The 12,746-nt window shown below is 72.6% G+C and carries 6 protein-coding genes; 4 read left to right on the forward strand and 2 right to left on the reverse strand.

All coding sequences use genetic code 11. From position 1 onward, the window contains the following. A partial coding sequence (locus AOK23_RS37940; RefSeq protein ID WP_157878272.1) for a sensor histidine kinase occupies window positions 1–1,639 on the reverse strand: 1,639 nt, incomplete at its 3' end. A gap of 419 nt (window positions 1,640–2,058) precedes the next feature. Between AOK23_RS37940 and AOK23_RS37945 the strand changes: the two genes are divergently transcribed. The 4 genes from AOK23_RS37945 (at window position 2,059) to AOK23_RS37960 (ending at window position 7,833) form a co-directional block, all read left to right on the forward strand. Further along, entirely contained in the window at window positions 2,059–2,607 is a 549-nt protein-coding gene (locus tag AOK23_RS37945) for a hypothetical protein (RefSeq protein ID WP_055717022.1), read from the forward strand. A 297-nt stretch (window positions 2,608–2,904) separates the two neighbouring features. Continuing rightward, entirely contained in the window at window positions 2,905–4,371 is a 1,467-nt protein-coding gene (locus AOK23_RS37950) for an aldehyde dehydrogenase family protein (protein ID WP_055717023.1), read from the forward strand. Window positions 4,372–4,549: 178 nt separating this feature from the next. Beyond that, window positions 4,550–6,154, forward strand: coding sequence for an APC family permease (locus AOK23_RS37955; protein ID WP_055717024.1), 1,605 nt, complete (start codon window positions 4,550–4,552; stop codon window positions 6,152–6,154). A 128-nt stretch (window positions 6,155–6,282) separates the two neighbouring features. After that, a complete protein-coding gene (locus AOK23_RS37960) occupies window positions 6,283–7,833 on the forward strand; it encodes a GMC family oxidoreductase (protein ID WP_055717025.1) in 1,551 nt (516 codons plus the stop codon). A gap of 107 nt (window positions 7,834–7,940) precedes the next feature. Here AOK23_RS37960 and AOK23_RS37965 read toward each other — a convergent pair whose 3' ends face one another. Continuing rightward, a complete protein-coding gene (locus AOK23_RS37965; RefSeq protein WP_055717026.1) occupies window positions 7,941–12,665 on the reverse strand; it encodes a hypothetical protein in 4,725 nt (1,574 codons plus the stop codon). Between the last annotated feature and the right edge of the window lie 81 nt (window positions 12,666–12,746).

Genomic DNA, 12,746 nt, shown 5'->3' on the forward strand with positions numbered 1-12,746 from the left:
CGCCGAGGACCTGGACCGCGGTGTGCGGCGGGGAGAACACCGTGGCGTTCTCGAGGAGTTCGGCGACGAGATGGGTGAGGTCGGCGACGGCGGGGCCGGTGACCGCGACGCGCGGCAGCCGGCGGACCTCGATGCGCTCGTAGTCCTCGACCTCGGCGACGGCGGCGCGGACGACGTCCATGAGCTGGATGGGCTTGCGCCACTGCCGTGAGGGGGCGGCGCCGGAGAGGATGACCAGGCCCTCGGCGTGCCGGCGCATACGGGTGGTCAGGTGGTCGAGGCGGAACAGGTCCGCGAGTTCCTCGGTGTCGTCGGTCCGCCGCTCCATGGTGTCGAGGAGGGTGAGCTGCTTGTGGAGCAGGACCTGGCTGCGGCGGGCGAGGTTGACGAAGACCTCGGAGATGCCGCTGCGCAGCTCGGACTGCTTGACGGCGGCCTCGACGGCGGCCCGCTGGAGGGTGTTGAGGGCTTGGCTGACCTCGCCGATCTCGTTCCTGTCGTACTCCAGGCGGGGCACTTCGGTCTCGACGTCGACCTGTTCGCCCGCGGCGAGCCGGCGCATCACGCTGGGCAGGCGCACGTCGGCCGTCTCGTGGGCCTCCTGGCGCAGTCGGCGCAGGTCGCGGATGAGGACGCGGCCGATGCGGACGGACATGAACAGCGAGACCAGGAGGGCGAAGAGACCGAGGACTCCGGCGATGACGGCCTTGAGGATGACGCCGGTGGCCAGGGGGCGCACCCGGTCCTGGTAGCGGTCGCCCGCCTCGATGCTGAGGTCACGGAGGTCGGAGAGGACCGGTTCCACCGCACTGTCCCAGCTCTTGGCGCTGACGCCCGCCCGCTGTCCGGCGACGGAGCCGATGACGTCCTGCTCGACCGAGCGCAGCGGCGCGGTGTTCGCGTTCCGCCAGTAGCCGGCGAAGCGGTCGCGCTCGGAGGAGGGCAGCAGCGGCAGGGTGATGTCGTACAGCAGGGTCCGCTGCGCCACGAGGTCGGAGAAGTCGCGGATCTCGTCGCGGCTGATCCGGCCGGCGACGAGGACGGAGCTGAACAGGGCGTCCTCGCGGGAGAGGAGCTCACGGGCGCGGCCGAGGTTGACCAGGGCGCGGCCCTGCTTGTCCATCTCGACGTTGTCCAGCGCGGGGAGGTTGGACAGGAGGGCGAAGCAGGGGTCGACCAACTCGTTGTAGAAGTTGAGGCCCTGGGTGACGGTGACGGTGCCGTCGTCGACGCCTGTGCGCAGGGCCGGGAGGCCGTCGAGTGCGTTCAGGATCGTGGTGAGCCGCAGCGCGGTGGACTCGCCCATCTCGTCCCGCAGTTCCGCGTTCGTGGCGTGGTCGCGGAACTCCGCGACGGCCTTGTCGGTGGCGGTGCGGCTGCGTTCGAGGGCCTCGGCGGCGTCGGAGCCGCGCGGATCGGCGAGGAGGACGAGGGTCTGGCGGCGTTCCTGCTGGAGGACACGGATGGTGTCCTCGGTGGGGAAGCCGATCTCCTCGACGATGTCGGCCACTCGGAAGAGGTCGCTCGCCGCACGCCCCGTCAGCACCGTGGCGAACGCCCAGACACTGGTGAGGGCGATCAGGGGCACGAGCAACAGCGCCACGATCTTCCGGCGGATCGATTTCCCGCGAAAGCGCATGGCCTCCCCCAGCTCAACCCCCGCCGGCCCGGGGGCACACATGTGCGTCAACAAACGGCGTGAGCCTACTACCGACACGGGGGTATCTCGAAGGGCCGCCGGAACCCACCACCCGCCCATGGCGGACCAGACATGGGGAGTTGTCCGTTCATTGGGGGAGATTGCCTCCCCCTGTCGGGCAGTTGAACCCATGGCATCCCGTCGGGGAAGTTGGCCGGTTGGCCGGATTTTTGCGTTCCTTGGGAATCTTTCGGCGTTCCTCGATCGTCTTTCTGTACGGGAACGGGGTGCGGAAGGGGCGACAGGCCCCGCAAGCCGCCCCCGGGTGGCGTAATTCGGAGGAAGTCGGGCACCAGAGGGGGGCCGGGTCTCGTGATCCCGGAGCTCTTGGTCCACCGACGGTGGGGAGTGACAAGTTGATGGGCACGGCGGAGCGGCAAGTGGCGCTCGAGAATGACACGGTGACACCACAGGCGACGGCGAAGGCCGTTCGGGCATCCGAGCGGGGCCCCGGGGCGGGCGAGGGTGTCACGGTGAAGGAGAAGAAGCCCGCCGCCCGGGACGAAGAGCGCATGCATGACCGGGCGTTGTGGATCGAGGAGCCGGCGCGCAGGCGCCGACTGCCCGATCCGGTGCGGACTGCGGCGGTGCGCGCGGTCCTCATCATCGCGGTGACGCTGATCCAGGCGATGGTGGCGGTCCTGTCCACCCTGGCCGGTTCCTGGCTGGCCTTCCCGATGGTCCTGAGCAGCGTCGCCAGCACGATCGCGGCGACGTGGGGCGTCCTGGACGTCTGGGTGACCCGGCAGGTGTGGAGCCAGCGCAACGGCGTGGTGTCGGCCCCCAGCAGCACCGCGCGTGCGCTGCGGCGCGAGCGGCGGCGGGCCCGCCGCGAGGTGCGTGCGGCGGAGCGTACGCAGGCGCGAATACGCCGTAGGGGCGGCGCCGGCCAGCTCTCGCACCCGTAAGGGGCGCGCGGTCCGTCTCCTCGTTCCTCCTGGCGCTCCGTGCGGGCCCCGTGCGGGCTCCTCGCGTGCTCCTTGGGGTGCGCCTTCCGGGGATCCCTTCGGTGCCTCGTGTGCTCCTTGCGGTGCGCCTCCGGGGGTCCCCTTCAGGGCTCCCGCACGGGTTCCTTCTGCCGTTCTTTCCGACCGGACGTGTCAACCGTCACATTTGGCCGGTTGGTCGGCATAGAACGCGGTCTTCCGGTTAGGCGCTCAGCCGCAAGGGCGTCGGCACGGCGCTGACCAGGAGGAACGAGAGACATGCCCGAACTTTTCATCGGCGGAGCGTGGCGTGGCGCGCTCGACGGGCGGACCCGTGAGATCCGCTGTCCCGCCGACGGCAGCCTGGTCGCCGTCGTCGACGAGGCCGGCCGCGAGGACACCGTGGAGGCGATCGCCGCCGCGCGTCGCGCCTTCGACGAGGGCCCGTGGCCCACGACCCCGGCAGCCGAGCGGGGCGCCCTGCTGCTGCGGGTCGCCGACCTGCTCGTACGCGACAAGGACGCGCTCGCCCGCGCCGAGTCGCTCGACACCGGCAAACGGCTGGTGGAGAGCGAGTACGACATGGACGACATCGCGAACTGCTTCCGCTACTTCGGTCACGCGGCCACCGCCGAGACGGGCCGGGTCGTGGACACCGGGCAGGACGGCGTCGACAGCCGGGTCGTGTACGAGCCGGTCGGGGTGTGCGCGCTGATCACCCCGTGGAACTACCCGCTCCTCCAGACGGCCTGGAAGGTCGCCCCGGCGCTCGCGGCCGGCAACACCTTCGTGCTGAAGCCCAGCGAGCTGACCCCGCACACCGCGATCCATCTGATGCGACTGCTGGAGGAGGCCGGGCTGCCGCCGGGCACGGCGAACCTGATCCTCGGCGCCGGTCCCGAGGCGGGCGCCCCGCTCTCCGAGCACCCGGACGTCGACCTCGTCTCGTTCACGGGCGGCCTCCAGACCGGCCGGCGGTTGATGGCCAACGCCGCCGCGAGCGTGAAGAAGGTCGCCTTGGAACTGGGCGGCAAGAACCCGAACATCGTCTTCGCCGACGCCGACTTCGACACCGCCGTCGACATGGCCCTCACCGCCGTCTTCCTGCACTCGGGCCAGGTGTGCTCCGCCGGCGCCCGACTGCTGGTCGAGGACGCGCTGCACGACCGGTTCGTCGACGAACTCGTGCGCCGGGCGGAGCGGATCCGGCTGGGCGGCCCGTTCGACGAGCGGGCGCAGACCGGGCCGCTGATCTCGGCGGCGCACCGCACGAAGGTCGAGGAGTACGTCGCCAAGGGCGTCGCGGAGGGCGCGGTCCTGCGCTGTGGCGGCGAGCGGCCCACGGGTGAGGCGTACGACCAGGGCTTCTACTATCCGCCGACCGTTCTGGACGAGTGCGCGAGCACGATGTCCGTGGTCCAGGACGAGTCGTTCGGCCCCGTCCTGACCGTGGAGCGGTTCAGCGACGAGGCCGAGGCCGTACGGCTCGCCAACGACACGATCTACGGCCTGGCCGGCGCCGTCTGGACGACGGACGAGGCCAGGGCCCGACGGGTGGCCGCCCGGCTGCGGCTCGGCACGGTGTGGATCAACGACTACCACCCGTACGTCCCGCAGGCGGAGTGGGGCGGTTACAAGCAGTCCGGCTTCGGGCGTGAACTCGGGCCCGCGGGGCTCGCCGAGTACCGCGAGGCCAAGCACATCTGGCGCAACACGGATCCGGCACCGCAGGGCTGGTTCGCGTAACTCCCTTGTGACGAGGGGGACTTGAGGCGTAGGTATGACTCCTCTTCCGCGTCCCGCGGATGCGGTCCCCCTCCCTGCCCGTGCCCACGGGCACCTCACCCCGGCCCCCTCCCGGCACCCATCCCGGCACCCGTAAGAGCCGCTCCCCCTTTCCCCGAGGCCCCCCAGGAGTCCGCTCATGACGACCATCGAGCAACCGACCGGACCACAGAAATCGAACGACGACGCCGAACTCGCCGAGTTCGGCTACAAACCCGAGCTCAAGCGCACCCTCGGCAACTTCCACACCTTCGCCGCCGGGATCAGCTACATCTCGATCCTCACCGGCACCTTCCAGCTGTTCTACTTCGGCTACAGCAGCGGCGGCCCCGCCTACTGGTGGTCGTGGCCCATGGTGTTCGTCGGCCAGTTCATGGTCGCGCTCTGCTTCGCCGAACTGGCGGCGCGCTACCCGGTGGCGGGCTCCGTCTACAACTGGTCGAAGAAGATAGGCAATCCGCATCTGGGCTGGCTCGCCGGCTGGATGATGCTGACCGCGTCGATCGTGTCCATCGCGGCGGTGGCGCTCGCCTACCAGCTGACGCTGCCGCAGATCTCCGATGTGTTCCAGTTCGTCGGGGACGGCACCGGCACCTATGACGTGGCGACCAACGCGGTCATCCTGGCCGCGGTGTTGATCCTGTTCACCACGCTGGTGAACGCCTTCGGCGTGAAGCTGATGGCCACGATCAACACGGCGGGCGTGTTCATCGAGTTGATCGCCACCGTGGTGCTGATCGCCCTGTTCGCGGTGCACATCACGCGTGGGCCGCAGGTCGTCCTGGAGACGAACGGCACCGGCGAGGGGTACGGCGGCGCCGGGTACCTGGGCGCGTTCCTCGTGGCCTCGCTGGCGTCGGCGTACGTCATGTACGGCTTCGACACGGCCGCCTCGCTCGGTGAGGAGTCGCTGGACCCGTCCCGGAACGCGCCGCGCGCCATCATCCGGGCGATCGTCGCCTCCTTCGTCCTCGGCGGTCTGATCCTGCTGCTGGCGCTGATGAGCGTCTCCAGCCTGAAGGGCGAGAGGTTGTCCACGGACGGTCTGCAGTACGTGGTGCTCGACGTGCTCGGCCCGACGGCCGGCAAGGCGATGCTCTGGTGCGTGCTGATCGCGGTCACGGTGTGCGCGCTCGCCGTGCACACGGCGGCGATCCGCCTGGCCTTCGCGATGGCCCGCGACAACAATCTGCCCGCGTCCTCGCTGCTGGCCAAGGTCAGCCCGCGCTTCCAGACCCCGGTCCTCCCGGCCGTGATCATCGGCGTGCTGGCCCTCTCGATCCTGGTCGTGAACATCCGCCAGCCGCAGATCTTCACCGTGGTGACCAGCATCGGCATCATCATGATCTACCTCGCCTACCTCGGCGTCACCGTGCCGATGCTGGTGGCGCGGCTGCGCGGCAAGTGGCAGCCGGCGGGCGACGGCAGGTTCTCCCTGGGCCGCTGGGGTGTCCTCGTCAACGCCCTCGCCGTCCTGTGGGGCACGGGCATGACCCTCAACCTGATCTGGCCCCGGGCCTCCGTCTACAACGCGACCGAGCCGTTCCACTGGTACCTGCGCTGGGGCGCGGTCCTCTTCGTCGGGCTCATCGCGGGCGGCGGCTTCGCCTACTACTGGTTCGTCCAGCGCCACAAGACCGGGGTGCTCGCCGAGCACGCCATGACGGCCACCGGGACAGCCACCGAGCCGTCCGGCCCGACGACGCCCCCCGCCCCGCCCGTCGCCTCCCCGGCGGCCGACTGACCGACCCGGTCACGGACGGACCGGGCCATCGACAGGCCCCGCTCACCGGGACCGGACACAGCACGCAACGCGCGGTCCCCGGCGCCGATCCGCCGGGGACGCCCGCAACGCAAGGAGGACAACTCCCCATGAGCCCAGAAGAGTTCGATTACGTCGTGGTCGGCGGCGGCACCGCGGGAAACGTGGTCGCGGCCCGGCTGTCCGAGGACCCGTCGGTCACGGTGTGCGTCCTGGAGGCGGGACCCAGCGACGTCGGCGACGACGCCGTCCTGAGACTGGAACGCTGGATGGGCCTGCTGGAGTCCGGCTACGACTGGGACTACCCCGTCGAGCCGCAGACCAGCGGCAACAGCTTCATGCGGCACGCCCGCGCGAAGGTCCTCGGCGGCTGCTCCTCCCACAACTCCTGCATCGCCTTCTGGGCCCCCGCGGAGGATCTGGACGACTGGGCGGCGGCCGGCTGTACGGGCTGGTCCTCGGCCGACCTCTTCCCGCTCTACCAGCGGCTGGAGAACAACGACGCCCCCGGTGACCACCACGGCCGCAGCGGCCCGGTGAAGCTCCGCACGCTCAAGAGCGACGACCCGTGCGGGAACGCGCTGCTGGAGGCGTGCGCCCAGGCCGGCATTCCGACGACGCCCTTCAACTCCGGTACGACCGTGATCCGGGGCGCCAACTGGTTCCAGATCAACTCCGACGAGAACAACATCCGGCAGTCCTCCTCGGTCGCGTATCTGCACCCGATCATGGGCAAGCGCCCCAACCTGGAGGTCCGCACCGGCGTCCGCGCCAAGAAGCTGGTGCTGGAGGGGCGGCGCTGCGTCGGCGCCGAGTACCTCGACCCGGACCAGATCCACACCCGTACCGTCCGGGCCCGGCGCGAGGTCATCGTCTCCTGCGGCTCCATCGACACGCCGAAGCTCCTGATGCTCTCCGGCATCGGTCCCGCCGAGCACCTGCGCGAGGTGGGCGTGGACGTGGTCGTCGACTCGGCGGGCGTCGGCGAGAACCTCCAGGACCACCCCGAGGGCGTCATCATGTGGGAGGCCGCGCAGCCGATGACCACCACGTCGAGCCAGTGGTGGGAGGCGGGTATCTTCTACGACACCGAGCCCGGCCTGGACCGCCCCGACCTGATGTTCCACTACGGGTCCGTGCCGTTCGACATGAACACCGCCCGGCACGGCTACCCCACGACCGAGAACGCGTTCTGTCTGACGCCGAACGTGACGCGGGCGAAGTCGCGCGGCACGGTGCGGCTGCGCACCCGCGACTACCGGGACAAGCCGAAGGTCGACCCGCGGTACTTCACCCACGAGCACGACGTGCGGGTGATGACGTACGGGCTGCGGCTGGCCCGGCGGATCGCCGCTCAGCCGGCGCTGAGCGGATGGGCGGGGGCCGAACTGGCGCCCGGCCCCGACGTACAGACCGACGACGAGCTGTTCGACTACATCCGCAAGACGCACAATACCGTCTACCACCCGGCCTGCACCGTGAAGATGGGCGCGGACGACGACCCCTCGGCGCCGCTCGACGCGCGGCTGCGGGTCAAGGGGGTCGAGGGGGTGCGGGTGGCCGACGGGTCGGTGATGCCGGATCTGGTGACCGTGAATCCGTGCATCACGACGATGATGATCGGCGAGAAGTGTGCGGATCTGTTGAAGGCCGACGTCTGAGGGGTGGGGTGCCCAGGGACGCCGGGCGGCCGCGGGTTCGTCGTGGCCGGTCGCGCAGTTCCCCGCGCCCCTGAGGGGCCGCGCCCGCACAGGGGCGCGGCCCCGTCTCAGGCGGGGTTCGGCGTGGGCCTCTTGTACATCCTCGTCGCCGTGATCTCGCTGTGCACCGCCTCTCCCGCCCGGGGCTGCTGCGGCAGTCCCGGGCGGAGGTGTTCCTCGACGCTGATGTACTTCAGGCCCGCACGGAGGTCGGCGTCGTTGCGGAGGCGGATGACCAGGGGGAACTCGGCCAGGGCGGTCGTGTCGAAGAGACCCGTCGTGTAGAGGAGCTGGACGCCGAGGGCGTCCGACACGGCCCGCTGCAGCTCCAGCAGGTACGTCGCGTTGGCCCGGCCGATGGGGTTGTCGAGGAACAGGGTGCCGGCGTGGCGGTGCTTGTCGCGGCCCCGGTCGTTACTGCGGAGCGCGGCCATCGTGCAGTACAGGGCGATGGCGGCGGTGAGCAGCTGACCGCCGGAGAAGACGTCGCCCATCTGTCCCACGGGGACGCGCTCGGCGCGGAGCACGGCGTCGGGCTTGAGGATCTCGACGGCGACGCCCTTCGGCTGGAGGGCCGCGCTGACGCCGCGCAGCAGCAGGGACATGCCGTCACGCCGCATGTCGGAGTTCTTCTTCACGGCCGCGCGGGTCGCCTCGTCGACGACCTCGCCGAGCCGCTCGGTGAGTGTCGCCTGGTCGGGTTCCTCGAAGCGGATGCGGAGGAACTCCTGGCCGGACCACTCCCCCAGGCCCTCGGGGAGCCGGGACAGCCGCTGGGCCGAGCGCAGGGTGGCGAGCGCCGACTCCACGAGTCCCCGCAGCCGGTCCACGATCGAGTCGCGGTTGCGCTCCAGCTGCGCCAGCTCGTCGGTGAGGACCCGCAGCCGGGGCGCGAAGGCGTCCGCCCACTTCTGGGCGTGCTCGGGCAGCGCGGAGGCGGGCAGCTCACGGATCTGCTGGCGGGCCGGGGTGCGCACCTGCTCGTAGCGGGTGGAGTTGGCGTGCCGTACGAGGATGTCGCTCGCCTCGCGCACCGCGCCCTCGGCGGCGGAGAGGTCGGCGGCGCAGCCGCGCAGGGAGCGGCGGGCCTCGGCGGCGGCCTTACGGGACTCTTCGAGACCGCCCGGGTACGGCTCGGGCTCCTCCTGGTCGTCCTCCGGGGTGTGGTCCCGCAGGAGGTCCCTGAGCAGGGCGGCCGTCTCCTCGAAGCCGCCGGCCGCGTCCTCGGCGGCGCGGTGGGCCGCCAGCAGCTCCGCGTGGGCCTCACGGGCCTGGGCCAGCGCCTCGGTGCGGGAGGCGAGTTCGGCGGTGGCGGTACGCAGCAGGGCCTGGGCGTGGTCGGCGTCGCGCGGGACCATCTCCTCGGGCAGCTCGGTGTGGGCCTCGCCGTCCTCGGGGGCGTGCCGTTCGGCCTCGCCGCGCAGCCGTCCGAGCTGCTCGCTCGCCGTCGACACACGGGTCTCCAGCAGCTGCACCAGCTCCTCTGCGCGGGCCGACGCGGCCTGCCGGGAGGGGCCGTCGGAACCGTCGGGCGACTGGAGGAGTTGCTCGGCGCGGTTGCGGACCTTGTTGCTGAGCCGGTCCAGTTCCGCGCGGGCGGCGCTCTCGTCGCTCTCGGCCCGGGCCTGCTCGGCGCGCAGGTCGGCGCCCACGCCGACCTTCTCGTACACCTGGGAGGCGGCGCGGTAGGCCTCGCGGAGGGCGGCGAGGGGCTGCTTGGGCGCGTCGGTGTCCGCTTCCGGTACGTCGTCGGGGGCGCCTGCGATCTCCGCGCGCTCGGCGCGCAGCGCGCGGGCCGTACGGCGGGCGTCGTCGGCGGCGCGCTGGGTGGCGCGGCGGTCCTCGTCGGCGGCGCGGGCCCGCTCCAGGCAGATCTGGGCGCGGGCCTCGGACTCGGCGGCCTCGTCGGCGAGTTCACGGAGCTTGACCTGCCAGCCGGCGCGTTCACGCAGCCGGAAGGCGAGTCCGGCGAGGGCGTCGGCGGCGCGCCGGGCCTTCTGCGCGGCCTCCTGCCGTTCGTCCCGCACCTGGGCGGCCTCGGCCGCCGCCTCCTCGGTCTCGGCCCGCACGGTCCGGGCCTCGGCCAGCTCCGCCTCGGCCTCCTCGGCGAACGCGCGGGTCTCCCCCGCCGACGTGGCCAGCTCGGTGAGCCGGCCCGCCGGGCAGCCCGTGCGCCAGGAGGCGAGTCGCGCCGCGAGTTCCCGGTCCTTGCCGAGGCGTGCCGCGAGGGCCCGGATCTCCTCGTCGCGCTCGGTCGCGCGGGCGCGCAGGGCCTGGCGCTCCTCGTCGGCGGCGCGCTCGTCGTGCATGGCCGGGTTCGGCGGGACGAGGAACACCTCGGACGAGGCGCCGTCGCCCGCGTCCAGGGACGGTGTCGGCGCGAGCAGGGCGGCGGCCGTGCCGACGGCGACGGCGGACCGCGGGAGCAGGGCCGCGTCGCTGAGCGCCGCACGGGCACGGACGTGCGAGTCGGGGTCGGTGATGATGACGCCGTCGACCAGCTCCGGGCGCGCGGCGAGCACGCGCGCGTGGTCGGTGGGGTCCACGGCCTGGGCGAGGTACCGCCAGCCGGGCAGGGCGGGGATGCCGTGCTCGCCGAGGAACTCGACGGTGGCCAGGACGTCGGGGCCCGGCGGCAGCAGTCCGCCGTCGCCGAGGGCGCCGAGGATGCGGGAGTCGTCGGCCGCGGCGGTGCGCAGCTCGAAGAGGGTGCGCTCCGCAGAGGACACGTTCTCGTCGAGCAGCTCGCGCAGCTCGTCCGCGAAGCGGTCCAGCTCCTCGGGGGTGAGGGGGCCCTCGCCCGGGGAACCGGAGGCATCGGCGCCGTCGGCCGCGCCGGCCGCCGGTCCCGTCCGCTCCGGCTCGGCGGGCCTCGCGGCCGGCGCGCCGCCGGGGCCGTCGCCCGCGGTGCGGGGTACGGGCACCCCGGCCCGGCTCTTGCGGGCGGCGCCCGGCAGGCTCAGCAGTTCGGCGAGGCGCTCCTCCGCCGCGAGGGCCTCGGCGGTGCGCCGCTCCCCGTCGTACGCGCGCTCGGCGGCGATTGCGGCGTCGGCGGCGCGGGCGGCCGTCAGCTCCGCGCGGGCCTCGGCGGAGGCCGCCTCCCTGGCGTGCTCGGAGGCGCGTCGTGAGGCCTCCCTAGCGGTGTCCCAGGCGGCGACGGCGGTCTTCTCGGCGTCGCTGGCGGCGAGGGCGGCCCGGGCCGGGTCGGCGTCGGGCGCACTGTCGTCGAGCCAGCCGGCCCGGACCGCCTCGGCGGTCTCCTGCTCGACCTCGCTGAGCCGCTGCTTCAGGTGCCCGATCTCGCTGCGGGCGCGCTGCGCCTCGGTGGCGGCGGCGGTGGAGTCCCGGTAGGCGGCCTCGCCGAGCTCCTGGAGAGCAGCCGACCGCTCCTCCCCCTCGTTGGCGAGGTTCTCGGCGCTCTCGGCGGCCGCGTGCAGGGCCCGGACCAGGTCGACGGCTGCCTGGGCGCGGGCGGCGAGCGCGGGGGCCGCGTCCCGCTCGGCCTCCTGGATCGCGGCGGCCACGCGTGCGACGCGGTCGGCGGCGGCGCGGTGCCTGAGCACGGCCTCGGCCCCCTGCCAGGCGGCGTGCAGGGTGCGCGCGTCGGCCAGTTCCCGCTTCTGCGCGGCGGCCGACTTCTCCGCAGCGGCCAGCGCGAGGGAGGCGTGCCGGTAGGCGAGTTCAGCCGCGATCAGCGCGCTGCGTTCGCGGGCGCCCTCGGCGTGGGTGACCGCGTACGCGGCGGCCGTGACCCGCTGGGCCAGATCGGTGCCCCTGACCCGTTCCCGGGTGGCCCTGGCGGAGAGCCGGCGGGCCAGGGTGCGGGTCCGCCGCTCGGCGGCCGTGTGGATGTCACGTGCCCGCGAGCGTGCCTCGGCGGCCTCCACGATCCGGCCGAGCAGGTCCACGGAACCGGCGGTGAAGTCGCGTTCGGCAATCAGTTCGGCCCGGCGTCCGAGCTTGTTGCCGAAGCCGCCGACGAGGTCGGCGAGCCCGTCGGTGTCCCGGGTGTCCGTGACCGCGCGGAGCAGCAGGTCGGTGAAGTCGGAGTCCTTCTTCACCGCGAAGAGACCGGCGGCCTCGCCCTCGTCGGCGTTCATCTCCCGCTGGTAGCGGAAGAGTTCGGGGTCGAGGCCGAGGTCCGTCAGATGCTCGTTCCAGCGGTCGTGGATCTCCTCCCAGTGCACTTCGAGGTGCGGATACGCCTTGCCCGCCTCGGTGAGGGCGTCCCGGAACCCCTTCATGGTCCGCCGCCGCCCCTGCGCGCCGGAGGCGCCTTCGACGGGCGGCCGGACGGCGGTGGACTCGGCGACGGGGAGGTTGTCGAGGCTGAGGCCGGGGCCGGGCCGGAAGGAGTACCAGGCCTCGGCGAACTTGCGGGGGTCGCTCGAGACCTGGCGTCCGCGCCACTCGCTCACCTTGCCCACGACGACGCACTCACCGGTGAGGGTGTGCTGCCACTCCAGCGCGACGTGTCCGCAGTCGTCGGCGAGCAGGAACTTGCGCAGCACACCCGAGCTGGCGCCGCCGAGGGTGTTGCGGTGCCCCGGCAGCATCACCGAGAAGATCAGCTTGAGCAGGACCGACTTGCCGCCGCCGTTCTCCAGGAAGAGCACGCCCGCGGGCGCGGGCCGGCGCGGCGGCCCGGTCGGCTCCTCCTCGAAGAACTCCGCCTGCTGCGGCGCGGGGTCGGGCACCGGCTCGCCGACACCCCTCAGGTCCAGCACGGTGTCGGCGTAGCGCGCACCGGCCGGCCCGATGGAGTAGAGGCGGACCCGGGACAGCTCGTACATGGTGGGGGACTTTCGCGGTCGTGAGGGTGGTTCGTGCGAAGACGTGGGGCGGGCGGTGCGGATCGGGGCGGGTGGTGGCGG

The organism is Streptomyces torulosus (assembly GCF_001419765.1).
In the GTDB taxonomy this organism is placed as follows: domain Bacteria; phylum Actinomycetota; class Actinomycetes; order Streptomycetales; family Streptomycetaceae; genus Streptomyces; species Streptomyces torulosus.